The sequence below is a fragment of the Anaeromassilibacillus senegalensis genome (assembly GCF_001261775.1).
GTDB classification, from domain to species: domain Bacteria; phylum Bacillota; class Clostridia; order Oscillospirales; family Acutalibacteraceae; genus Anaeromassilibacillus; species Anaeromassilibacillus senegalensis.
Window position 1 is genome coordinate 73,739 of record NZ_LN868538.1, and the last position, 25,196, is coordinate 98,934.

Below are 25,196 nucleotides of genomic sequence, written 5' to 3' on the forward strand. Positions count from 1 at the left end.
TTTCCCCTCCTTCACAGGTCAATAAACTTGCCGTTGAGGACGTCCATCAAATACTTGCCATACTGGTTCTTTTTCTGCTCCTCATAGGCGCGGAGCATATCGTCCCGGGTGATCCAGTGGTGGTTATAGGCGATTTCCTCCAGGCAGGCAATTTTGCGATTCTGGTGCGTCTCGATGGTCTTGACAAAATTGGTGGCATCCACCAGGGATTCATGTGTTCCCGTGTCCAGCCAGGTGAAGCCTTGCCCCAGCAGCGTAACCTCCAACTCGCCATTTTCCAAGTAGATGCGGCTCAGATCAGTGATTTCCAGTTCGCCGCGCTTACTGGGCTTCAGGTTTTTGGCATATTCCACCACGCGGTTGTCATAAAAATACAGGCCCGTCACCGCATAATTGGACTTTGGCACCGTTGGCTTTTCCTCCAGAGAAACCGCACGGCCCTCGGAATCAAATTCCACCACGCCGAACCGCTCCGGGTCGTCTACATAATAGCCGAACACGGTCGCTCCGCGTGCACGGTTTGCCGCCTGCCGAAGATGCTTGTCCAGCCCGTGGCCATGAAAAATATTGTCCCCCAGGATCATCGCCACATTCTCTTCCCCGATAAACGACTCTCCCAAAATAAACGCCTGTGCCAACCCTTCCGGGCGCTCCTGCACCTGATAACTCAGACGGATGCCGAACTGCCGTCCGTCTCCCAAAAGGGATTCAAAGCGCGGCGTATCATCCGGCGTGGAAATAATCAGGATATCCTGTATGCCCGCGCTCATCAGGATCGACAAGGGATAATAAATCATCGGCTTATCGTAAATGGGAAGAAGCTGTTTGCTCGTAACCTTTGTCAGCGGATACAGGCGCGTCCCACTGCCTCCGGCCAATACAATTCCTTTCATTGTTCCCTTTCAATGATAGCGTTCTACCATTTTCTTTCCTTTCTATAAAGTTTCAGTTATCGCATATACACGAGTTTTTACCTTTCGTATATTTCCAGCAGCTTTCGAACGTCTGCTTCTTCGGTATAGTTCTTTTGGAAATCCCGGTACGCATTTTCCCCTATTTCTTTTGCCTCCTGTGGATGCTCCCACAGGTATCGAATTTTTGCGGTAAAATCCGCCACATCCTTCCGCCTGCATTTCAGACCGTTGTAACCACTTTGAATGGCTTCCTTCATAAAACCAATATCTGTTGCAACTACTGGCTTTTTCAGACTGAAGGATTCGATGATAACCATGGAGCATCCCTCATACCAAACAGATGGAAAAACCACAAACTCTGCCTTTTGTACAATTGCAATACATTTGTCATGCGGCGTATAACCCAAATACTGTACATTGGTCATCTGATTGCTTTTCATAAATTTCTGAAAATCTTCCGCCAAGGGACCGTCCCCCATGACAACCAGAGGGATTTCTGGCAACCGCTTCCAAACGTTCAATAGGATGTCCATCCCTTTTTCTTCGCCAATCCGACCGTAATAAACAACAAACCGTTCCGGCAAATCCGGCAGCGAAGTTTCTATTGGTACAGGCTGGGAAACGCTGTTATATTTTTTGATCATCTTATTTCGATCAAACCCGGCTTGTTCCAATAACTCCATCTGTACGTCATTGAGGCAGACATACGTATCAATATCCTTATAAAATATACGCAGCAGGCGGTGTATTTTAAAAATACAGGCGACAATCAGCGATTGCAAACGTGATCCTTTAAAGCATTTGTATTTGCACATTCGAAAATATTTTCCATCCGCACAGGCATTGCACAACTCCGCATCGCGCATCGATGTTGCGTTAGGGCAAACATAGCGCGTGTCATGGAGCGTCTGCACCACCTTTGCGCTGCTGCGATGTGCGGCTACAAACACAGAAGGAGAAAGCAAAGGAAAGAACGTGTGGATATGGACCACATCCGGTTTCTCTGTTTTACAAATGTTCCGGATTTCCCGATACGCTTTCCAGGACCAAAACATAGACAGCGCGGAAAACATTTTCCCCAGGCCGTTTTGTTGGTCAAAGGAATCGTTTTTGACAGAGTAGCGCAATACCGTCACACCCTCTGCTTCCAGCAAAGCGCTCTCATGCCGAAACACCTGGTCGTCCCCACTGGCCGAACCGGACCGATGAAAATTATGGACAATCAGAACTTTCATTTTCCCTTCCTTTCTCTTGCAGGATCGACTCAAAAAAGCGTCCTTTCTCGTCCCACAGCAAAGCCGTGGAAACACGCTTAAATCCAACCTCCCCCATTTTATGGGCCAAATCCGGATTATCAATCAATCTGCACATCGCGTCGGCAAATGCTTTTACCAACGTGTCATAGTCCGCAACGGGAATTTTAATGCCCCCATTGGGATCCACCAGCATATGCATACCGGATGTGTCCATACAAATAATGGGTTTATGGCACATCATGGCTTCATAGAGTACCCATGCCCCTCCTTCTTTGCCACTTGTCATAAGCATCGCTAAGGAATCGGAAATATGCTGAAGACATATTTCTCTGGGGACATTTCCTTCAAATAAAATGTTTTCTTCAATCTGAAGTTCATGAACCAAATACTCCAGTTTCTTTTTGCATTTACCACCGCCAACAATTTTTAATAGACAGTCCGGATGACGTTGGCGTACAATTGCAACTGCTCGAACAGCAATATCTACGAATTTAAGGCTAATTAATCGTCCCACTACAACAAACGACGGTTTGCCTTTTAACGATTGTATCTGTTGCGACATTTGCTCGCAGTCTGCAATATCCACTCCTGTTTCTATCATCATTCTGCACTTGTTCTGATATTTTACAGGAATGCAGACTCGTGAATCCTCAGTCCGCATGATGAGCGTTTCTGCTTTTTTACAGGCACTCCGAAACCAGGGATTGGTGATACATAGATACGGATTAATATGACGCACGATTTCAAAAAGCCGCTGTTTCGTTGAAATGTGACTCCATAATTCCTTTGGAATCCCTTCTCCGCCGCCAATCGGTCCCCAGATGAACCGGCAGGGCAATTTATGCATCAAGGTGGGAAGCCACATGTTGCCAAAGGTAAGCGCTAAAGCGATATCCACTTTCGTCTGTACCGTAAACTTTTTCGCAACACGGTACGCCCCAATCTGCCACAGAACATAGTACAACTGAACCCCTCGCTGTCCACGCTTCCAAAAGGTAAAACACTTAGGAACATCATAGTATAAAAATGTCATATTGGGATCCGGATGTTTTTGAAGTTCTTTTTCAATGCTTCCCCGATTATTGGCGCGGGTCAATACAATGACTGCATGCTTTTTAGCAATTTGTTTGGCCCAATGCCAGCCTGCGCCAGGCTCAGAACCCTTATCCGGTTCACAGGCATAGGCAGATATCAGTATGGTGCTCATACCTTTTCCCTTTCTTCCAATAGATGCAGCAATGCTTTCCATCGGTTCATCAATTGTTGCTCCTGGCTCGAATGTTCCTCTGACCGTGAATGATAAAACAGAAAAATATCCATTAAATAGAGCATTACATATTGCCGGATAAAATGAGCAGGATATCCAACTTGTTCGAAATAGGAAAGCAACTGCACATTTTGCTTTACCGTTGTCCAAATCTGCTCCAACGGCTTTTGGGGATTCAACATATTAGGCTGAAGCAAGAAATGGATGGCATCAAAAACAGGAGGACACTCCCGCCGGCTGTATTCCCAGTCAAAACAGGACAGAATCCCCTTTTCCATCACTGTGTTCCACGGTGTAAAGTCTCCATGGATTCGAGATACCGGCAGGTTTTCCGGCAAAAGCGAAGTAATACACCGCTCAAAAAGAGCGTCTATCCATTTTCTGTCTTTTATTGGTAACCGTTTCAATTTTTCTTTTGTTTCCATGTAAAATACACTGCCTAGACACAACGAACCCGATCTGGTCGCAGAAAACAATTGAACCAAAAAATCAACATGCAGCTTTGTCAAATCGAAGATAGTTTTTCCATTCAAAGATTTTACAGATGAGGTCTGGAATATTGATGCCCTTCCCCGCTTACTCTGGCTAATCACATGAGAGATGTGCAGCGCAGGTGCTTTTTGTTCCAGCTCTTTTAATGCCTCCGATTCATTTTGAAACAATGGTACAATCACAGGAGAGTACGTATATTTTAAATAGGAGCAAGGTCCAAAAGAATCCTGTACTTGAATAGTAACCTTACTGTGCGGGCCACCATTCCCCATAAAGAAGGCAGGACATTGATCCTTCTCAATAAACGGGCTCTTCTTCCATTGTAAATGAGTCAGATGCTTCTGTTCGATCTTTTTTAAAAACCAGACTGGCATCAGCTCCAAATACCTTTTATACAGCTTCCCTTTTTTCGTATTGGGAGAATAGAGCATCAGGCCTATTTTAAGAGCTCTTCTGCTCATTGAGGGAAATACCCAGCGTACATTTTCCTTATTAGGCAACACGAGATAAACAGAAGCGTTTTGGGTCTCTTCTATTCCGAGCATTTTTAGTTCCTGTTTGAAACCATCCCATTTTGTCATTGTAAATACCCCTGTTCATCCACCTTGCAACGAAGCAATTTTGCGGTTTGATGGGCTTTATAATTTAAAATAATTTCTGTAATCTCCCCCGTAACCTCCTCCACCGGTTTCGTCGCATCTATCAGGTGCGCATTCGGCAGAGATTTTGCAACTTTCTGGTATTCCAACCGCTGTCTGGCCAGCTCGTTCAACGGCAATTCCTGTTTTCTCTCATATAATACTTCCGCCGGGGCATCCAGAATAAAAACCAGATTGGGTTTTGGAATACTCCACGCAAACGCCTTGGGGAACCATTTCGGCAGCCGGTATTGATATCGCTTCAGATCCACATAATAGTCATAGTAGTACCTGTCAAAGAGTACTAGTTTTTTCCTTATTTTTAACGGCAGTACTTTGCACCAGGTCCCCAGTAGATAATCCATGTTATAATAAAAATAACGCAGCATAGATTTCAACGGGTTATTCAGTTCCTTGCCGTGCGGGTCTGGATTGCTTTCCGCCTCATCGGAGGGATGCAGAGGGTTATAATGGCCAAGATTTTTTAATAAATGGGGGCGAAAATAAATTTGTTCGATTCCATAAAAGCTGCCGCATACTGTTTTGGAAACACTGGATATGACCGTACTTTTCCCTCCTCCATCGGGAGACAAAAAAGCAACGGAAATACCCGATGTATAAAAAACTCTTTTGGGTATTACTTTTCCAACCTGAAAGGCCCAGTTACTGATACGTGTTTTCAAATGATAGTTTTGATCGGAAATCTTTCTCACACTTCTTTGAAACACTTCATAATTTTGATAAAAATCTTTTACATTACCTGAATGCAGTATATTCAAAATCAGAGTGCTTGCTTCTTCACCAAATACTAACCGTAACTTTTCTGAATACCTTTCCGGCTCACGCTGAAATAAATCGCGGGCAATCTGCAAATGCTCCTCATTCATATCATGCTTGATGGTCCGGCGGATCCACATATACTTTAATTCATCAAAATAATCCGGCACATAAAAGCACTTGTAAAATCGGCGATTCTCCAACATATCTTCCGCCGGCATCACATTAGGAAAGTCTTTTCGAGAAATAGCTCTATAGAAATCCAATTGCAGCTGAAACCGCTCCGTTGGAGTCGCTGGTGTTAAGATGTAAGTATACTCATAAAACCCTTGTAGGATTTTTTGCGTAACAAGAAGTTTTGTCTCCTTAGCAATTTTTATAATTAAAGCATCCAGGAATTTTTCATCCGCATCTTTATACATCATATCGATATCTGAAGGGATTTCCTCAGGCATCATTTCATATTTATTTTGAATGCAGTAGTTTAGACCGCTGTCATTAATGATTGTAAATACCTGTTCCAATAATTTCATATCGATAGTAAACCTTTCCAAACTTTTATTGTTTCACGTCTATATTTTAGTCTCCGTTATGCACATGAATCCGAATGCAAATTAAATAAGTTATCAATTTTCATTTGCAGCTTCGGGAAAATATTGACTCCCTTTAGTGCACAACCCATCCATCTTCGAATCTCATCCACCAAACTGCAGATTAAAAAAACTACAGCAATGGAAACGATCATATGAAGTCCTAAAAAGGGAGAGTCATAAAACTGACCGGTGTGTAGAACATCCTGCCAAAGATGCGTTCGCAGCAATGGGTTGTCGTGAATGAGATAAACACCAAACGTGGTCGCCGCTATCCGGTTGATCCACTTTGAGGGGCGCATTTTTATGTTTGCGAATAGCAAAAACAGTCCAATCGCTCCCAGTAACTGAAACGGAGACTCTTTGTACAGACTTAGATAACTTATTACTCCTACCCGATTCAGAACCGGTATGCCATTCGCAATCCAAATGAAAACAATGGAACTTACAAACGAACAGAAAAAACATAGTCCAAATAACATTCCACCTGATCTCGCCTTTGAAGTTACTTGACAATCCCTGTTTTTTAAATATCCCATCAGAAAATAGAGATGAACAAACCAGAGCAGGTCATTTCCCCATGGTGTACTGGTTGGCATAAAAAAGGGGATCATCGAGAACATCAATGTGCTGACAAGCAATAAATTTCTATAGTACGGCAAATTTACTGTAAATTCCTGTATGACGTAGTTTAAAAATGGAGACAGCAATAATAAACCGATGTAAGCAGTTACAAACCAATACTCTCTAAAAATTGTCGGCAGAAATACCTTTACGGCTTCTTTTCCAGTTATTGAATCATGAAAATAAAAACAAGCAATCAGAAAGGCTAAACTTGAATAGAATAGGGCTTGCGCTTCAATTTTTACAACACGTTTTACCGAAAACTTTGTATTTAATAAAAAGTAGGCGCTTACTAATACAAAACAATTGACGCCTATGTAAACCCCTGCGTGAGCCAAAGCCCCCAGAACACGATTCACACCTATGCTGTTTTCCAGAACTCCTCCATGGTATGCATAATGTCCTGCAATAATAAAAAGCATACTGATAATCCGCAGCAGCTCAAAGCGAGAATCTCGTGTAGACGTTCTCGTATTCATTCGTATCATTCCTTCTTTTTTATATTACAGCCTATGTTTCCAAGAATGACTATAAAAAGCAACGCAAACACACTCATAGACATCACTGTCGTACCGGTAAAGGATCGCACCGCAATGATAATGATGATCCCCAATTTATAAACAGAAGAATAAATCTTTTCAGCCCTCCCTGCAAGCACAGAAATGAGGGTTTGTTTAAAGGACCGAAACAGGTTATAAGCAATATATACCACATAGGACGCCGCGCCAACCCAACCTGCATTTGCCAAGGAGTCGAAAAAATCCGAATGTAAAGTGGCAAATTGATAAATTCCATACTGTTGTTTTACCGCTGTGCCAAATCCCAAACCAAAAAGGAATTGGTCCGGCCTACCATTGTTTACTTTGTCCATAACAATAGGCCAATAATCGGCTCTTCCAGATAAGTTGGCTAAATCTTCGCTTGTTCTTCCACGCAAAATATATTCGAATATTAATTCGGCGTTGCATGCAATAATTATAGCTACAAACAGCATAAACAGCAGCATCTTTTTTCTTTTAGTCGCACCCAAACTAAAACAGATCAAAAAAGCAATTGTCAACGCCACAATAGCTGTTCTGCTTTGCGCAAACAGAAGCACAAACGCCACACAAAACCAATATGCAATTTTACCAAACGTTAACTTCCTGTTCGGAGAAAACATCATACTACGATAAACCGAATCAAACAAAAGAATTGCGGCCATACATCCTAAGGAATTGGCATTAATTTGAATGATGGTATTGACATTTAAAAGAGCTGGTAAAATCGCTCTGGGAATCGCATATCCCGATGTTAGAAGATTTTGGTTAGGTAAAAGAATTGTAACTATTGCGCTAAAAACAACAATTACCTTTATAAACTTTAATATAAGGTTACAGCTAAAATCATCAAAGATATTCTCTGCATATCGACCTTGATAATCCCCACAAACAATTGCCAACAAAAGTAGTGACAAAAACTCAACAATTTTCCAAAAGCTAAAAAGCTTATCTGAACTGATAAAAGCAGTGGAATATATTGCTACAAAGGCAAAAATAAACAACGGTAAGTAACCTACACGGATTTTCGTTATCCCTTTGCTAAAAATATAAGTCACCAAAAGCAAAATTGCGATAGGCAATAGAAGCATTTTATGGGCAGTAAATCCATTTTGCAAAACCAAACTAGACAATAATATTAAAAGCAATGAAATTGAAATTATTTTTTCGTCCTGATTTTTATAAGCAGATAAAAAAACAGATTGCTTCATTTTCTCTCCTTAAATACCCTGATAATTTCTACGATCTGCATTGTCGCAGGAATGGCATATACCATCAACATAGTGATGCAGGCCCCCATAATCCCTGCTTTCCAAATCAGGAGGCTTCCGCCAACAGCCAGGAACGCAATAGAAAACATCAAAGTCCGCATAATAATCTGTGGACGCTGAACGGCCTGAAGAACCGCAGAGGCCATATTGACGAAAGACATGAAAATCCCACGAATACAGCAAACCATTAAAATGGCTGTACCAACAAGATACTCTTCCCCATAAAGCCAGTTCATCAATTGTCTTCCAATAAAAAACAAGATTCCTGCCCATAAAAAATTGCAAACTAAAATTAACCCGCCAACCATAAGCAGGCGCTTTTTAACTAACGTATCTTTTTTCTCCGCAAATGCCGCGGAGAAATTGGGCAACAGGTACTGTGATAAGCCTACAAAAACCGGCTGTGGCAAAACAGCCAGCGTGTTATTATTATTAAAAATTGCAACAGCATCAATTGATATAAATAGCTTAATGAGCCACAAGGCAAGCTGATTTTTAATAGAATCAGACATACTGATTCCGATACTCCATTTAGCTGTCCACCAGTTCGTCTTCCATGCTTTTTTTAAAGCCCAGGGATGTAACGACACCCTTATTTTTCCTATAAGAAATACAACGGTACAAAACATGCAACTGCATCCAATTACCATCAGGATTGCATTAAATGACATATCGTCCTTAGCAAGTAAAAATAAAAGAACAATTTGTATAACGCATTGTGTACAGCTCATAATCAAACAGCGAACGATACGATTGATACCAAAAAAATACTGCCTCGCACAATCCTTTACCAAATATCCTATAAAGAAAATAATCAAGGGAATAACAGCAGCTTCATGAAAAATGAAAATTCTTAATATCGGGATAGCGGCTACAAGTAGTATCAAAAAAACAACCTCAATTCCAGCGGATGCCGAAATATATGTCATTTTATCTTTCTCATTCTGCATTTTAGGATAATGAACATTAAATGGTACAGCAATTACCACACGTTGCAGCCCCAAAAAAATCATAACAATAGAAAGTAGGAGCGCATAAGAACCGGATATGGTTAAATTGGTTGCTCTCGCAATGATGATACCTGTAAGGAAAGACGTAATACTGGCAAACCCCTGCTCCACCATTGACATTAAGCTGCCCGATAAAAACGCATTTCTTTTCATTTAAACAATCCTTCATACTGTCGACATATCGACTCCCAGTTATAGACATCTTTTATACGGTAATTCGCCTTCTCGCCAAAGCGTGTCCTTTCTTCCAGTGTTAAGCAATCAGTCGCTTCAAGCAAATTCGCTAAACTGCCTGGCTGTTTCGACCAATACAGAGCGCTTTCTTCTGCTACCTCCTGATTAAATCCTACATTAAGTAATAGATTTACTTTAGTGCTTGCCAAAGCTTCCAATAGGCTCGGATTTGTGCCGCCAACTTCATGTCCATGAATATAGCCATATGCTTCTTCACGAATTTTTTTCAGCAATTCCTGATCATAAACGGTTCCAACAAATTTAATGCGCGAGTCCTTTTCAAAACTTGTTTTTTCGGACAAGGATTTATAGAACTTGTTCTGCTCTACATTTGTAATCACCACAAGATCCTTCTTGGTATTACTCTGCATGAACTCAGTCAGCATTGTTTCATAGTTGTTTTCCGGAACAAATCGTCCTACAATTAAATAATAATTTCCGCTTTGCACTCCGAACTTTTCGTACCACGATTGGAGTTTTTCCATTGAACAGGTAGAATGTATTACATCCGCTCCATAAGCAATGAACGTTGTGGCCCGGGCCTTTGACGGATATGTGGCTTGTACATATTTTTCAATATTTTGGGAGTCACAGACAACAAGATCCGCATTTTTTACAATACAAGCCTCACAATACAGTAGAATTCTTTTGGCTAAACCGTTCCACTTGGCCCGTTTCCACTCCAAGCCATCCGGATTTACAAAAATTCTGGCATTGTATTTTCTTAGTCGATTTGCATGCAGATACAGCAATGGTCCAACCCGGCATCCTAAAACATAAACAATCACATTTTCAGGATGATTTTCTTTTATCCACTGCTCCACCTGTCGTAGCACACGGCTGACATGTAAAGTACGACCTGGTGCCCCGGGTAAAGGCACTTTTACGTTAAAGCAGTCCGCTTCATGATACTCAAAATGCTTTTCCTCTTGATTCATACAGGAAACATGGTAACGGATGGAGGGATCCGTTTTACCTGCTGTCAAATTTTCAACAAAAGTCTCAAATCCGCCATACTGGGCAGGAATTCCTTTACTCCCAACTAAAAACACATCCGTCATAATATAAATACCTCATTAAATCAATATAAAAAAAGAAAGCCTGAACGCCCATCAAACACAAAATCATTTCAGCTTCATATACGGGAAAATTCAGCTGCTGAGAATCATCTGCGTACTTTTAGTAATCCAAGCTTCTAGCTCTCCATACTTTCTCTTTTTTAAAATCTTTTGCGCAACATCAAAGCACACCGGCCGTGCCCCGCAATTATGCGCGTCGCTGCCCAAAAGGACCGGGATTCCTAAAAAATGCAAGTCTTTTATTAAATCCATCGTTTCCCGATTGGCCAGCATGTTAGCGCTGATTTGAACAACCACTTTAGGAAGCTGCAAAAGTTCCCGCAGGCCTTCCTGTTCGTACCATAGGTATCTTTCAAAATGGGCCAATATAGGAATCACTGAAAAGGCGTACGCAATCTCTTCAATCTCCTGTACCATCCAACTTTTATAGCGGGATGCCGGCAATTCGAGCAGAACAGCGGATAAACCCTCATAAAAAAGCGGCGTTAAATCCAACCGACAAATCTCCGGTTCAAGCGCGACCTCCGCAGCCATTCGCAAGGCGACTTTTATGGAATTCCCTTCTTCCAATTGAGCACGCGCAGTCTGCCTTTTCTCCACAAAATCCTCTATCTTATCACAATGGGCATAATAATGCGGGGTGGCAAATACTGTCTTCACCTGCTGATTTTCCATAGCGTGCAACATCGCAGAAGCTTCTTCCACATCTTTTGCACCATCGTCTATTCCAGGAAGAATATGGCTGTGAAAATCTATCCACATGGCATTCCCCTCATTTTTCCGCTGCTTTTTTCGGCTCATAGCTCCCATAATAGGAGCTATAGTAGGAAGAGTAGGATTTATACGGTTTATTTTTCTCTTCAACATCATTGATTACCGTTCCAAGAACCACGCCATCTACCTTGCGAATACTGTCAATTGCTTTCTGCAAGATATCGTAAGTCGTCTGCTTTTGCCTGGCAATCAAAACAACACCCGCGACCTTATCAGCCAAAACCAAAGCGTCCGAAAGAATGCTCACTGGAGGCGTATCAATAAAAATATAATCATATTGTTCGGACAATTTTTCCAGAATCGTGTTCATCGATTTGGAGGCAAGTAATTCTACCGGATTGGGAGGCTGCTGACCTGCCGTTATAATATCTAACGACGACTTATCATGCACAATAGCATCTTCCAAGCCGCAAAAACCACCCAGCAACTGGGAAATACCCTTTCCTTTCGGAATACCAAAAATACGGTGCTGTACCGCGCGGCGCATATCCGCATCAATCAGCAAAACACGCGCACCTGTTTGGGCCATTGAAATTGCCAAATTGGCACAGCTAATGGATTTTCCCGCATCGGGTTCCGCACTCGAAACCAGAACTACTTTTTTATCCGCATCTGATAAAGTAAACAGCAGATTGGTTCGAATCAGCTTGTATGCTTCTGTAACATGGAATTTCTTTGTATCATCCAGCCTATAGCTGGTCCACATGGTTGAATTCAACTTTTCCATGCCCCTTAAATAACGCTTTGCCAAACAATCACCTTCTTTCCTTTTCAACACGGATTTTAGGGATTTCCCCCAACACAGGAACATCAACATGCTTTCTCAAATCGTCTTCACTCTTCACTGTGTTGTCCGCCATTTCCCGATAGAACGTCCATCCGATCATAAGAACCAAACCGATTAGAGCTCCAATCAGAGCATTTTTTACTACACTTGGAGAGGACGGAGCTGTTGCCGCCTTTGCTTCTCCCAGTACCTCCACAGAGCCTGCTTTTACCACTCGCTGCAGTACCTCCGGTGCTATATCCGCAAACACATTGCAAATTTCCGCCGAAAGCTGTGGATCCTCTGTATTGGCAGAAATAGAAAGTACCTCTGTATCGTTTACCGCCCCCATGGAAATCATTCCTGCCAGCTTGGCCGCTGACACCGGACGGCTTAGTTGCTCTGCCACCTGTTCTATCACGTGCTCATCCTGCAGGATCACTATATAAGTGCCAACAAGCTTTTGAGAAGCGTTAATATCATTCACATTTAAAGCATTATTTAAAATCGGCTGTCCATTATTTACATACAGCGAAACCGATGAAGTATACTTTTTAGGAAGCACGAACATCGAAATCAATACGGCGCAAATCAGGCCAACCGCCAACCCGGCAAGAATTCCTTTCATGTGCTTACGAATGACATAAAAGAGTTCCCGCAAATCGAGCTCGGTAGTTTCCTCCATGTTTTCAATCCTCTCTAAATAAAATAAATTTTAAACAATGCAAGCATTTAACTTGCTTTATTTTCAACGGATTCTTCCATTTGTTTTTCAAAACGAAAGACCTTTGTTTTTCCCTCTTGAATATCAGCTCTCCTTAACACATAAAGAATGGTCTTCAAAAATATAAGCATGTCCATCTTAAAGCCATAATGATCCACATAGTATGTGTCGTAAGATGTTTTATCTTCAACACTGACTAAATCGCGTCCATTGATCTGTGCCCAGCCGGACAGCCCAGGCTTTACATCGTAAACGCCTTTCCCTTCTCTGGACTGAATCAAATCTAATTCTGAAAGAACAACCGGTCGGGGGCCAATAAAACTCATTTCTCCTTTGAGAATGTTTATCAGCTGTGGGATTTCGTCAATACTTGTATTGCGCAGAAATTTCCCGACAGGCGTAATATAAGAACCCGAATTTTCCAAATTTCTGGTAGCGCAGTCCTTTGGTGCTTCTACATACATGGTTCGAAATTTATAAATTGTAAACGGCTTCATATGTAATCCCATTCTTGGCTGCCTGAACAACACAGGGCCAGGGGATTCTAATTTAATGACAACCCCCACAACGCAACATACAGGAAGCAGTATAACAAGCCCAAGTAACGCTGCTACAACGTCAAATATTCTTTTACAAAAGCGAAATATCATATCAGTTTCCCTCCGCATGATCCCTCATAAAACGCAAATCTTATAACATAATTTTATTGAAAGGTGGACAGTACCATGTGGATAAATATCGCCTGCTTTATCATCGGTGGTATCACCATGTTTGTAATCATGGCATTTTTTAAGGTAAAGTAGTCTCACCCAACCAGATTTACAAACTCCAAAATTGTGTTCTATTCCATTTTATCGATCCATATTTTCTGCATAATATACAACCATTTAAAATTCATATGGTTTAATAGGCAATGATACAATTGTTCATTTTGGAATAAAGCTTTACGATTTCCAGCCGCCTTTGCGCAACTTACTTTTCCATTTGTTTACTTAAAAAGCTTGCTGCAGCTCTCGTCAGCTTCTCTTCTGATTCATTTGCCGGCGTAAACTCATCGTCCTGCAACAAAACCACTGCACCCATAATTTCACTGGAGACAACAATCGGATATACAACGCCAGCCACTTTATCAATTCCTTCTATCGGATAGAGCTTCTCGTCATTTTCTTTACAGATGTACGATTTTTGCTCCTGTAAATAGTCATCCAATTCAACAGAAACGCGTCTGCCAATGTATTCTTTTCGGGATATCCCGGCAGCAATAACATGATCTTTATCACAAATAACAGAGGGCTTGCCTGTTACATTGCTCAGGACTTCTGCATACTGTTCTGCAAACGCCGCCAATTCTCCCACAGGGGAATATTTTTTAAAAGTAACCCCTCCTTGTGCATCGGTAAATATTTCCAGTGCATCTCCCTCAAAGATCCGCAGAGTACGACGAATTTCTTTTGGGATGACGACTCTTCCCAAGTCGTCGATTCTTCGGACAATTCCAGTAGCTTTCAATTTAATTCTCCTCCTAGCAAATTTTGTCAAAATGTGGTATTCTAGTAAAGTGAAAATGCATTAGCACGCTGTCTTCATTAAGTTTTTGGTAAGAAAATTGCTTGTCTACTTACCAAAACCTTTTCCTTACTATTTCAAATTATTTTCCTAAAGTAAATAACTTTAAGATGTAAAAAACGGTCGAAATTCTTCTGTATATTATAATCCCTGCACCCTTATATCGCAAGGTTCAAAATTCTTTTTTCTGCAAATTTATGCATCTTTGGGATATTAGTGAATTTTCAGTAACAAATTTCTTTGCAATTTGTTAACAATATAAATGTAGCAGATATAATTCCCGTCAATTTTTTGGTCATAAAATTAGAGAATAAGAGGTGGAAAAATGCCCAGAAAAGGAGAAAATATTTACAAACGAAAAGATGGCCGTTGGGAAGGCCGCTATCTCGTCGGATACGCTGAAAATGGAAAAGCGAAATATCGTTCCATCTATGGAAAAACCTATTCGGAGGTCAAATCAGCGTTAAAAAAGGCCTCTCTTGTTGTTGACCAACCGCAACATACCCACAGCTTAACCGTATCGGATTTGTTTGTATTATGGCTTCGTGCGATTCGTATTACGGTGAAGGCTTCTACCTTTAGTCAGTATACCTTTTTAGTAAACCAGCACATATTGCCTGGGCTTGGAAGTATCAGGCTTGATATGATTACCGCAGACCGCCTGGATCGTTTTGTCGAGCAGAAAATTGCCAGCGGAAGGATCGATAAATCCGGAGGGCTCTCTCCCAAAACGATCTCAGATATACTCTATTTGTTAAAATCTGCGCTGGATTATGGGGAAAAACAGCACCTATGTTTGAGTCCTTATTATAATCTATCTGTTAAGCCAAAAGTAACCGTGAAAGAAGTAACAGTTTTATCCTCTGAGGAAAGACAAATACTAGAAAATTTTTTATTAAATAATTTAAATTATCAAACTGTTGGGATCCTGCTTGCGTTGTATACAGGGTTACGCCTAGGCGAACTCTGTGCATTAAAATGGGAAAATATCTCTTTTGTCTCGGGCATATTGATGGTACGTGGTACCCTGCAGCGCATTCATAACGAAGACCCCAATGCAAAGACGAAGACATCTGTTATTCTAGATACACCGAAGAGCCAGAGTTCCATCCGGGACATTCCCCTGCCGGCCTTTTTAGAAAACATTCTGTTTGATCTCTCAAAAGAGGTTTCTCCGCAGGCGTTTATTTTAACAGGAAAAGAAGGACGGTATTTAGAGCCCCGTACGTACCAAAATTACTTTAAGAGATATTTAAAAGCAGCGGGCCTTAAGAGTTACAATTTTCACGTACTTCGGCATACCTTTGCCACACGATGCGTGGAAAGCAAGTTTGATGTAAAGAGTCTAAGTGAGCTTTTAGGACATGCAAATGTAAATACAACGATGAACCGCTATGTACATCCTTCCATGGATCTAAAAAGGCGTTATATGGATGGATTAAAACCGGCTTAATTTGCCGTCAGCTTTCTAGTCAAAAGATGAGAATTGCAGGTGTTGTCCTGCAATTCTCATCTTTTTTCTTAAAGTTATTTACTATACGAAAATCCTTGGTTAAAAGAGATGTATTTAGCATTGCCGAATTTTTTTCAGATACACGACAATGCTAAAAATTCATACAAAACGTCTCGGTACATTACCGGGACGTTTTTTGCAGGTGTTTTTTCATTTGCTGAAGAACCTTAAATCCGCATGCATCTCGTCGCTTTTTCTTAAGGAAGGTCTTTTTTCAAGCACTTATCAACATTTACCATTGCGAATATTTAAGCAGGACGGTTCTTGGAAGACTTTTCACCTTCTTGTGACAAGTTCATAACTGTCTGCGCAAAATCCAATGACCGCAAGATCATCAGTACGCTGTCTTGCCCTTTATCATCCAAAGTCAGAAAAATCGAGTTTAACTCCGCTATCCTTTTAATTTGTTTTTCGTTCTGTGTCATTGCCACACTCTCCTTTACGCCGCTGTGTTGTATCCTCAATATAACACGTTTTACATGAGTTGTCAACGCTCTTATCTTTCTATATTTGTGTTGACAAGCGCTTTTTTGTGTTGTAATATAGACGTATCCTTGAAGACAGGAGGCAAATAAATTGTCTAACAGAATAAAAGCTGTAAGAGAGGCTTTAAAATTATCCCAAAGAGAGTTCGGAGAAAAACTGGGCGTCAGCAGAGATGTGATCAGCAACTTGGAATACGACCGGGTACAGCCTAAGGAGCTCCAGCTTCGCCATATTTGCGATCTGTACGGCGTAAACGAAACCTGGCTTAAAACGGGAGATGGTGAAATGTTCGACCATACCCCTCCCTGCAACAAAAAGCTTGAAGAGGCATTAGAGATATTTCAAGCTCTGCGCCCGGAATTCCAGGATTACGCTTTAGAACAGATCCGAATGTTGGTTGAATTGCAGAACAAATAAGCGATCCCGCCCATAAGCCGATTGAAATGGCAGATGTCTATAAACATCTGCCATTTTTATTTTTGTAGTTCCCTTCATTCTATTCACCGCAGCATTAATTTCCGGAAACAACAAAATTGCTCCAAACTTGACGATTCCTTCTTTCTATTGCACTCTCACGTCCGGCTGTATCCTGTTAATCACCATCGTACTTGTATTGTTTGAAAAATTTTATTCCGTACATTTGACCGATGTTAACGACTACACTACATGTGGGTTTACGGACAGCTCAAATAGGTTGGACGCATCAGTAAAAACAGATAACCGCCACAAGTCTTCAACCAAGAGTGGCTTTGAAAAGCTTATAATTTATATATAAGTTATAGAATATGAATTTAATAGAAATAAAGCAGTCCTTCCCGCACACTTTCAGAGCAAACATTCCATCTAATCTATCACTTTTATACAGAATGTGAATGGGGAAGCTTTATTATCCTAAAAAACAATATACGCCGATTCCAACGAATACTCGAGGAATCGACGTATACTCCATTTAGCTGTGTAAACAGGCCGTTTATCACCTGCCGCTTTCGCACTTCACTGATAATAATGAAACATGAAAACCTTTCGCAATATGCCTTGGCTGCAAAAGTCCCAACCATCACTTCTTGTCTGCGTATTATAACATATACTGTCCTTTCATTTAGCGCCATATATGAAAAAATAATGACATTGTAAAGGCTATCCACACATATGACTTTCGACCAAATATTTTTATCGGGTTCATACAATTGAATTTCTGTACAAATTCAAAAAACAAAGATAGCCAACTGTATAGTGCCGGAATCCCTATTATAAGCAAAGGGCACTGTTTTTTCTTACAACTGACCGCTTTCATAAAAATCATATGTTTTATTCCACAAAACAAGTCAGACTATTTCAGCCTGAGACATATGCATTTAAATGAAAAGGGGCTCTCATAAAAACGCTTACAATTTCTCAGATGAGCCACTTTAAAACAGCATGTGCGCAATTTGACTATAACTTTGGAATTAACAAAGAACACTTTTGGAACGCTTCGTCTGATATAGTAATGAATGTACATACTGTATCCTAGAAATGTACACAAAATAATTGGAAGGGGAGAAAAATGAGAATGAGAAAAAAAGCATGGAACTCTGCGTTATCCCTGGTGTTGGTATTTACCTTAGTATTTACCAGCTGGATTCCCGCGTTTGCACGCGTGAACACAGAGGAAGCGGGAAATCCCGATGGGGACACCACCAGCATTTACCTCAGCGACATGGAATGGACATCAGCCCACGACGGTTGGTGGCTGGTTCGCAAAGACAGAGACGTCAACGTTCAAAAGATTGTCCTGAAGGACGCGGACGGCACGGACGTGCCGTTTGAAAAAGGTTTGGGCACTAGCGGAAACGCAGAAATCATTTATGATCTGACCGGATATGGCGCCCTGCGTTTTCAGGCACAGATTGCCATCCAGAGTGATTGGGGCACCACCACTTTCACGCTGCAAGCGGATGGCAAAGAAATCTATACAAAATCCCTAAACAGCAGCAAAGGCATCACGCCGATAGACGTAATCATTCCGGAAGGAACAACGGTGCTTCGTATGGCAACAAGCGGCTACCCGAATGCCGTGTGGGCGGATGCCAAACTGGTTTGCGACCGCTCGGTTCTGGATCGCCTGCAGACCATCGCGATTCAGCCGGAGGAGCCTTCCGTTGCAGTAGGCGCTGCCGCAGGAATGGTACTTTCCGCTTATTCAAACGGCAAAGAAAAAATTGATTTGACCGAAGACCAGTGTACCTTCAGCAGCAGCAATCCAGAAGTTGCCGCCGTTAATGAAAAGACGGGCAAAGTCACCGGTATTTCCGACGGCATCGCAACGATCACCTGTGAAGCAGTGGACGGGGATATCGTCTGCACTGCCTCCTGTGAGATCATCGTTGGAGCTGGTCAGGAGGGACAAACCTGGTCGGTTTCCTCTCCGGACGGAACCGTTTCCGCCCTGTTCTTTATGAATGATAAAGGCGCAGTGCGGTTTGTTTCTTCCTACGAAGGAAAGACCGTTGTTGCCAGCTCCCCCACCGGTCTTGTGACCAGCGAAGGAGATTTTCGCGATGGCCTGACGTTTGCAGCTCGTGAGGACAAAACGGTAACCGATTTATACGATCTGATCGGCGCCAAGGTGGACCAGGTCAGCGCAACGGCCAATCAGATGACGCTGCACTTTACCAAAGACGGCGTTTCCTACAGTATCGTAGTTCGCGCCTACGACGACGGTATGGCGTTTCGCTATGTGATTGAAACGGAAGACGGAGCGGAACTCCACATTTCTGAGGAAAACACCGGATTCCAATTGGCCAGCGGTTCTGTTGCACAGGCTATGGACTACGAATACGCCAATGAATCGGTCGCACAGGAGCATGAAGCGCACAAGCTGCGCGGCGGTTACTGCATGCCCTTGCTCTATGAAACCAGTGACGGCGCATGGGCACTGCTCTCTGAAGCCGACTTGAACGCTACCTACTGCGGCGCACAGTTACAGGGGGACGGAACTGGCCTGCTGCGCGTAACCTTTACACCGGAGCAGGAAGACGACGTGGTTACAGAAGCGCCGTTTACTTCTCCGTGGCGCTTTGCCGTGATCGGCACCCCGAAAACCATCGTGGAAAACACCATGGCGGAAACCTTGAGCGAGGACTGCCAGGTAGAAGATACCAGTTGGATCCAGCCCGGCACTGTGGACTGGACCTGGCTGAACGGCGATCTGCGCCACACCGATCCAAACGTCAATTTTGAGACGGACGCTTTTGAAATCTACAAGAAATACGTCGATTTTGCGGTAGAGATGGGCTGGCAATACCAGCTGTTAGACGAAGGCTGGCAGAAAAAAGCGCCCAGAGGCAGCGATTACATTTACGAAGGTTACTACGATTGGACGGACGATCTGGTTCAGTATGCCAATGAAAAAGGCATCGGCTTGATTGTTTGGGCCAACAGTTCAGACCTTGATACCCCGGAAAAGCAGGAGCGCATTACGGAGTGGGCCAAAATGGGCTTCAAGGGAATCAAACCGGATTTCTTCGATTCCCAGTCGCAGGACACCATTCTGCAAATCGAACGGCTCATGAAAAAGACAGCAGAAAACCATATGCTTCTGAATCTGCACGGCGCAGGCAAGCCGACCGGCGAACGCCGCACCTGGCCGCAGGTTATCTCGCGCGAAGCAGTGTTCGGCGCAGAGCAGTATGACTTCATTCCGGACAACGTCAGCGCACGCCACAACTGCACGCTTCCTTACACCCGCAACGCCGTCGGCCCCATGGATTACACCCCCATGGCCTCCTTTGGCGTCAGCGGTGACCACCGGCAATTTACGCTGGCCCATATGGCGGCGCTCCCGGTGATATTTGAGGCCGGCGTCTCATGCATGGCCGACACACCGGAAGTCTACCGTGCACATCCCGGCTATGAACATTATTTCAAAGGTATGCCTTCCGCATGGGAAAAATCCCTTCTGGTGGACGGTGTTCCCTGTGAATATGTCAACATTGCACGCAGTAGCGGCGACGACTGGTACCAGGGGATTATCTGCGACGGGGCCCGCACAGCAGAGTTCGACCTTGACTTCCTTGGAGAAGGTACCTACACCGCCTATATTTTCCTGGACGGCGAAGACCCCATGGAAGTTGTTGACACTGAAACACAGACTGTCACTAAAAACGATTCCCTTTCCATCCCGCTCGCGGAAACCGGCGGTGCGGCAATCCATTATGTAAAGACAGAAAAATCACCCGAATGGGATAGCTCTGCTACCTATCAGATTCTATCTTCGTTAAAGGACGCCGGCATTGAGACTTACGGCGGCGCCACCGCCCCCGGAACCGTTGTGGATCTGTGGTGGAACTACCAGGGCGATGCGCTGTACTGGCGCCTGATCCCCGACGCAAACATGGAATACTACCGTATTCAACCGAAGAATACGACCGCGACCGTCTTAATGCCAACCGATTTCAAGGCGGAAGCTGGCGTTAAATTGACAGTTGGCAACATCAACAATGCGGACAATTCCCAGTGGTGGAAAATTGTTCCGGCAAGCAACGATACGTTCCAGATTCTGAATAAAAAAGCTGAAACGCCGCTTTACATTGCGCTGGACGGCGACGGCACCTCGGACGGCACGCCGGCTGTCTTGGCGAGCGGCAGCGCGAAAACCAGCTTCTGGAAACTCCCCAAAACGGCTGCCCCCGAGCCGGAACCGCAGGAGCCGGTTGCAGAAGTAACGGCTGCACAGACTCTGCTTGCGGTAGGCAAAAGCACTTCGGTGTCCGTTTCCGCAACGGATCGCTTTGGCAATACCATCACAGATTATACCATTGAAAGCAGCAACCCCTCTGTACTGGAAATCACTAAAACAGGCACTGGAATTACAGCTGCCGCAAAGAGCAATGGCACCGCCTCCATTCTGTTTCGTGCAGAACTGGACGACGGCTCCATTTTGAGAGCACATGCACAGGTGGTCGTTGGAACAGAACCTGTTGAAGGAAGTATTTTTGAGGTAAAAGCACCGAACAGCGACGTTGCCGCTCTGGTCGCATACGACCGCGCGGCAGGCACTGTGTCATATCTCGCATGCAAAGATGACGAACTGTTTGCGGGCGTCTCTCCGACCGGCCTTGCCACCAACTTGGGGGATTTCCGTTCCGGCCTGGTCCTGGGCGATGTATCCGAGCAGATTGCCAACGATTCTTACGACCTCATCGGCGGCAAGGTAAAACATATAGATACCAGCTACCGCGAAGTCACATTCCCGTTTACAAAGGATGGCGTTGCATACAGTATGATCTTCCGTGCATATGACGACGGGATCGCGCTGCGCTACGCGATCGATGGAGAGAACGACCTGACGATTACGGAAGAATTCACAGGCTTGCAGCTCCCGCAGGAGTATCAGCAATTCTGGGGCCAGAGCAGCGGAGACAATTCCAGCGTTGCAAATGAATGGCCCCACAGAAAACAGAGCGGCAGGGCGAACATTGAAGGTTCTGTATACAATGTTCCGCTGCTGTACCAGACCAAAGACGGCAGCTACGGCTTGTTCTCCGAAGCGGACCTGATGACCGGCACTTACTGCGGATCGGTCATTCAGGGCGGCAAAGGCAAGATGTTCCATGTAAAATTTGCGCCGGAACAAGCCGCCGAAGGTCCGGTTGTCACCACCGCGCCGTTTACTTCCCCGTGGCGTTTCCTGGTCATGGGCGATTTGGCAGCGATCATGGACAACACCATGCCGGAAAACCTGAGCCCGGACAGCGTCATCGAAGACACCAGCTGGGTGGAGCCTGGCGTATCCAACTGGTCCTGGCTGAACGGCGACCTCCGCCACGATCAGATTCCGGCCGACAAGTTTGAAACCGAAGGCCTGCGCATCTACAAGGAATACATCGACTTCGCCGCCGAGATGGGTTGGCAGTATCAACTGCTGGACGAAGGCTGGATGATCCCGTACAATCGGACGCAGGACAAAGAGAACGTGCCCGGTTACGATCCGAACGCACCGGCTGGTCAGCGCTACCTGGGTTACTATTCCTGGACCGAAGAAGTGGTTGCATATGCCAAGAGCAAAGGCATCAAACTTCTGGTATGGGTCCATAAAAATGATATTGTGACAGAAAAACAGCGCGAGCGCATCGCCTACTGGGCGGAACTCGGCATTGCGGGAATCAAGCCCGATTTCTTCGATTCCGCAACGCAGTCCATGATGCAGCTGTACGACAATCTGCTGAAATTGACGGCGGAAAACCATATGATCATCAATCTGCACGGAACCGTAAAACCGGCCGGTGAGCGCCGTACCTACCCAAATGCGCTGACAAGAGAAGCCGTCGGCGGTGCGGAAGGCTACGCAGTCAGCGACTGGCGCGACGTAAATGATTACGGCGGCGGCAGCCGTCCGTGGGGCGGCGACCTGACCTCGGCTAACAACTGCGTAATTCCCTTCACGAGAGGCGCGGTCGGTCCGCTGGATTATACCCCGATGGCTTCCTTCGGCGCTTTGAACAACGTGCGTTTCGGCCCGTTGGATCCGGATACCGGAAAACCGCAGGAATTTGACAACCCGCCGCTGTTCACACTGGCGCACATGTACGCACTGCCGATTATCTACGAAAGCGGCATCCAATGCCTGGCGGATAAGCCGTCGGTTTACCAGTCCATTCCACATTACGAAAAGTATTGGAGCGCTATGCCCGCAGAATGGGATGAAAGCAAACTGGTTGACGGCCAGGTTGGTGAACTGGTTGAGATGGCACGTAGAAATGGCGACGACTGGTATCTGGGCGTGATCTGCGCTTACAAAGAGAACAAACCGGTCGATATTGATCTGGACTTCCTGGGTGAAGGCACCTATACCGCCTACATCTACAGAGACAACCCGGATAATCCGCTGGATCTGGAAGAACCTCTCAATGGCCTGATCGCAGAAACCAAGACCGTAACACGCGATGATGTACTTACGTTGGAGCTCGCGGGACTTGAAACCCCGGTTTTGGAGTACACATTCAAGCAGGCCGACGGCAGTACCATTACGGCGCACAGCCGCAAAGGCATGACCACTTCCGGCGGCGCAGCCATCCGTTTTGAAAAGACCTCCGGTGCAAAAGCGCTGGAAGTAACCTACAGCGGCAAGCAGGCGTCCCTGTTTGTAAACGATGAAGAGCAGAAGCTGGCAAACCTGACCGGCAGCTACAAAGCGGAACTCACCCCGGACGGCAAAACCACCCTGACCTTTATCCCGGCAGTGGAAGGAAGAGAATTCGCGGGCGTCTCCGTCAACGGCGAGGCGCAGGAGGACTTCACCGCGGATTCCTACACCATGACCATCGACGGACTCCCGACGGCTGCCAAATACGACCTGGCGTTCACCGTGGTCAACAAGCAAATCCTCCGCACCGTGCTGACAGCGGCGGAAACGCTGAACGGCGGTAAAGAATATCTGGAGGCTGTTCCCTCCGTACAGAAGAAGTTTGACGCCGCTTTGAAGAACGCACAGGAAATTGAAAAGCAGCTCAACGCATCCCAGAAGGCCATCGACGGCACCTGGAAGGATCTGCTGCATGTCATCCAGTTCCTGAGCTTTGCAAAGGGCGACAAGACCGCGCTGGAAGAGGCGCTGACCGCGGCGGGAATGCTGGACGAAGAGCTTTACACCAGCGCTTCCTGGCAGGCCTTCCAGAAAGCCTGCGAAGCAGCCCAGGCCGTCTATGACGACGAAGACGCCATGGACAAGGAAATCCAGGAGGCCTGCGCATCGTTGAACCAGGCGATGGAGGACCTTGAGGACAAGGCCGACTGGAGCGAGCTCCTCTCCCTGATGGAAAAGGCGGAAGAAATCGAAGCCGTCTTGGATACTGCGTATCTGGAAACCGGCAGAGACGCCTTCCAGAAAGCACTGGATGAAGCCAGAGCCATGGAAGAAAACGCCAGCCAGAAGGAAGTCAATCAGATGACGGAAAAACTCACCCTGGCCATGGCGGGTCTCAGAAAAATCCCGAACCGCGACGAACTGAACGACCTGATCGCCGAGATGGAGCAGGTCAGCCTGAACGGCTATACCAAGGCCAGTGCGGCAACCTTTGCTCAGGCGCTGAGCGACCTGAAGGCAGCCGCAGCGGACGAAACCGCGGACGACGAAACCCTCGCAACGGCATATTACAACGCCGTGGACGCAAAGGACAATCTGGAAAAGGCGGAAATACCCGTGAAGCCTGACCGGAAACCGTCCGGCGGCAAGGGCAGCTCCACCAGCTCCTCCCATACCTACGGTGCCGCCGGTACCGCTGTGGTCAACGCGGCACAAAGCGTCTCCACACAGGGCGCGTATGTCGTCAGCGACACCACCGTAAACTTCACCCTCAAGAGAGGCAGCGCATACTGCTTCAAGATGACAGTGCAGGGCGGCGCAAACCTGACGCCGAGCTTTACCGTCGGCAACGGCGGCGTGCTCAAGACGCAGTTTGTCGCCAAAATCAGCAATGACTGCTATTACAGAGTCTGGGCCGTCGGCACGCCGGGCCAGAGCACCGGCGTGTACACACAATTACCCAACGGGGAGCCGCAAAAGCATTGTGCCATTACAATTGCTTAAATTGGTTCCCGCTGTAAGCACATCCCGACCGGAGGCCCCAGACAGAGCCCGGTCAAGCACTGCACAGTCACCAATCAGCTAAAACATCCAACGGCTGATTGAAAAAA

General features: G+C 45.0%; 18 protein-coding genes. 3 read left to right on the forward strand and 15 right to left on the reverse strand.

The window, feature by feature from the left end:
* Positions 1-11: 11 nt before the first annotated feature.
* The 14 genes from rfbA to BN2106_RS10640 form a co-directional block, all read right to left on the reverse strand.
* Positions 12-893 (reverse strand): glucose-1-phosphate thymidylyltransferase RfbA, encoded by an 882-nt coding sequence (rfbA, locus tag BN2106_RS10575; protein ID WP_050698561.1) that lies wholly within the window; start codon positions 891-893, stop codon positions 12-14.
* Between the two features lie 77 nt (positions 894-970).
* Entirely contained in the window at positions 971-2,149 is a 1,179-nt protein-coding gene (locus tag BN2106_RS10580; protein WP_050698562.1) for a glycosyltransferase family 4 protein, read from the reverse strand.
* On the reverse strand, positions 2,127-3,377 hold the full coding sequence (locus tag BN2106_RS10585) for a glycosyltransferase (protein WP_050698563.1): 1,251 nt from the start codon (positions 3,375-3,377) through the stop codon (positions 2,127-2,129). The genes BN2106_RS10580 and BN2106_RS10585 overlap by 23 nt, the downstream gene beginning before the upstream one ends.
* Entirely contained in the window at positions 3,374-4,510 is a 1,137-nt protein-coding gene (locus BN2106_RS10590; protein ID WP_050698564.1) for a phosphotransferase, read from the reverse strand. The genes BN2106_RS10585 and BN2106_RS10590 overlap by 4 nt, the downstream gene beginning before the upstream one ends.
* Positions 4,507-5,877, reverse strand: coding sequence for a hypothetical protein (locus BN2106_RS10595; RefSeq protein WP_050698565.1), 1,371 nt, complete (start codon positions 5,875-5,877; stop codon positions 4,507-4,509). The genes BN2106_RS10590 and BN2106_RS10595 overlap by 4 nt, the downstream gene beginning before the upstream one ends.
* A 56-nt stretch (positions 5,878-5,933) precedes the next feature.
* Complete coding sequence (locus tag BN2106_RS10600; protein WP_050698566.1) at positions 5,934-7,037, reverse strand: acyltransferase; 1,104 nt, start codon at positions 7,035-7,037, stop codon at positions 5,934-5,936.
* 5 nt (positions 7,038-7,042) lie between these two features.
* On the reverse strand, positions 7,043-8,308 hold the full coding sequence (locus BN2106_RS10605) for an O-antigen ligase family protein (protein WP_050698567.1): 1,266 nt from the start codon (positions 8,306-8,308) through the stop codon (positions 7,043-7,045).
* Entirely contained in the window at positions 8,305-9,531 is a 1,227-nt protein-coding gene (locus tag BN2106_RS10610; protein ID WP_050698568.1) for a lipopolysaccharide biosynthesis protein, read from the reverse strand. The genes BN2106_RS10605 and BN2106_RS10610 overlap by 4 nt, the downstream gene beginning before the upstream one ends.
* The gene (cps2T, locus tag BN2106_RS10615) at positions 9,528-10,673 is read right to left on the reverse strand and encodes a beta 1-4 rhamnosyltransferase Cps2T (RefSeq protein WP_050698569.1); all 1,146 of its coding nucleotides are present in this window, start codon (positions 10,671-10,673) and stop codon (positions 9,528-9,530) included. The genes BN2106_RS10610 and cps2T overlap by 4 nt, the downstream gene beginning before the upstream one ends.
* A gap of 90 nt (positions 10,674-10,763) precedes the next feature.
* The gene (locus BN2106_RS10620) at positions 10,764-11,492 is read right to left on the reverse strand and encodes a CpsB/CapC family capsule biosynthesis tyrosine phosphatase (protein ID WP_154666496.1); all 729 of its coding nucleotides are present in this window, start codon (positions 11,490-11,492) and stop codon (positions 10,764-10,766) included.
* Positions 11,464-12,216 carry a CpsD/CapB family tyrosine-protein kinase gene (locus tag BN2106_RS10625; RefSeq protein WP_207641717.1) on the reverse strand — a complete coding sequence of 251 codons (753 nt, stop codon included), beginning with the start codon at positions 12,214-12,216 and terminating at the stop codon, positions 11,464-11,466. The genes BN2106_RS10620 and BN2106_RS10625 overlap by 29 nt, the downstream gene beginning before the upstream one ends.
* A 4-nt stretch (positions 12,217-12,220) precedes the next feature.
* A complete protein-coding gene (locus BN2106_RS10630; protein ID WP_050698571.1) occupies positions 12,221-12,916 on the reverse strand; it encodes a YveK family protein in 696 nt (231 codons plus the stop codon).
* A 47-nt stretch (positions 12,917-12,963) separates the two neighbouring features.
* Positions 12,964-13,605 carry a sugar transferase gene (locus BN2106_RS10635; protein ID WP_050698572.1) on the reverse strand — a complete coding sequence of 214 codons (642 nt, stop codon included), beginning with the start codon at positions 13,603-13,605 and terminating at the stop codon, positions 12,964-12,966.
* 322 nt (positions 13,606-13,927) lie between these two features.
* A complete protein-coding gene (locus BN2106_RS10640) occupies positions 13,928-14,464 on the reverse strand; it encodes a stage V sporulation T C-terminal domain-containing protein (protein ID WP_050698573.1) in 537 nt (178 codons plus the stop codon).
* A 382-nt stretch (positions 14,465-14,846) separates the two neighbouring features.
* On the opposite strand from BN2106_RS10640, the gene BN2106_RS10645 reads away from it, so the two are divergent.
* Positions 14,847-15,974 (forward strand): tyrosine-type recombinase/integrase, encoded by a 1,128-nt coding sequence (locus BN2106_RS10645; RefSeq protein WP_050698574.1) that lies wholly within the window; start codon positions 14,847-14,849, stop codon positions 15,972-15,974.
* A 308-nt stretch (positions 15,975-16,282) separates the two neighbouring features.
* Here the strand turns inward: BN2106_RS10645 and BN2106_RS16180 are convergent, their stop codons facing one another.
* Positions 16,283-16,459, reverse strand: coding sequence for a hypothetical protein (locus BN2106_RS16180; protein ID WP_154666498.1), 177 nt, complete (start codon positions 16,457-16,459; stop codon positions 16,283-16,285).
* A gap of 151 nt (positions 16,460-16,610) precedes the next feature.
* Between BN2106_RS16180 and BN2106_RS10650 the strand changes: the two genes are divergently transcribed.
* Entirely contained in the window at positions 16,611-16,937 is a 327-nt protein-coding gene (locus BN2106_RS10650) for a helix-turn-helix domain-containing protein (protein WP_050698575.1), read from the forward strand.
* 1,135 nt (positions 16,938-18,072) lie between these two features.
* Positions 18,073-25,089: a glycoside hydrolase family 97 N-terminal domain-containing protein gene (locus tag BN2106_RS10655; protein ID WP_050698576.1), complete on the forward strand. Its 7,017-nt coding sequence runs from the start codon at positions 18,073-18,075 to the stop codon at positions 25,087-25,089.
* Positions 25,090-25,196 lie beyond the last annotated feature (107 nt).

Excerpts from the sequence above, each read along its gene's own strand:
- BN2106_RS10635 (WP_050698572.1), bottom strand. The coding sequence starts at position 13,605 with ATGATATTTCGCTTTTGTAAAAGAATATTTGACGTTGTAGCAGCGTTA.
- BN2106_RS10585 (WP_050698563.1), bottom strand. The coding sequence starts at position 3,377 with ATGAGCACCATACTGATATCTGCCTATGCCTGTGAACCGGATAAGGGT.
- BN2106_RS10620 (WP_154666496.1), bottom strand. The coding sequence starts at position 11,492 with ATGAGCCGAAAAAAGCAGCGGAAAAATGAGGGGAATGCCATGTGGATA.
- BN2106_RS16180 (WP_154666498.1), bottom strand. The coding sequence starts at position 16,459 with ATGACACAGAACGAAAAACAAATTAAAAGGATAGCGGAGTTAAACTCG.
- rfbA (WP_050698561.1), bottom strand. The coding sequence starts at position 893 with ATGAAAGGAATTGTATTGGCCGGAGGCAGTGGGACGCGCCTGTATCCG.
- BN2106_RS10655 (WP_050698576.1), top strand. The coding sequence starts at position 18,073 with ATGAGAAAAAAAGCATGGAACTCTGCGTTATCCCTGGTGTTGGTATTT.
- BN2106_RS10590 (WP_050698564.1), bottom strand. The coding sequence starts at position 4,510 with ATGACAAAATGGGATGGTTTCAAACAGGAACTAAAAATGCTCGGAATA.
- BN2106_RS10595 (WP_050698565.1), bottom strand. The coding sequence starts at position 5,877 with ATGAAATTATTGGAACAGGTATTTACAATCATTAATGACAGCGGTCTA.
- BN2106_RS10630 (WP_050698571.1), bottom strand. The coding sequence starts at position 12,916 with ATGGAGGAAACTACCGAGCTCGATTTGCGGGAACTCTTTTATGTCATT.
- BN2106_RS10610 (WP_050698568.1), bottom strand. The coding sequence starts at position 9,531 with ATGAAAAGAAATGCGTTTTTATCGGGCAGCTTAATGTCAATGGTGGAG.
- BN2106_RS10605 (WP_050698567.1), bottom strand. The coding sequence starts at position 8,308 with ATGAAGCAATCTGTTTTTTTATCTGCTTATAAAAATCAGGACGAAAAA.
- cps2T (WP_050698569.1), bottom strand. The coding sequence starts at position 10,673 with ATGACGGATGTGTTTTTAGTTGGGAGTAAAGGAATTCCTGCCCAGTAT.
- BN2106_RS10580 (WP_050698562.1), bottom strand. The coding sequence starts at position 2,149 with ATGAAAGTTCTGATTGTCCATAATTTTCATCGGTCCGGTTCGGCCAGT.
- BN2106_RS10600 (WP_050698566.1), bottom strand. The coding sequence starts at position 7,037 with ATGAATACGAGAACGTCTACACGAGATTCTCGCTTTGAGCTGCTGCGG.
- BN2106_RS10645 (WP_050698574.1), top strand. The coding sequence starts at position 14,847 with ATGCCCAGAAAAGGAGAAAATATTTACAAACGAAAAGATGGCCGTTGG.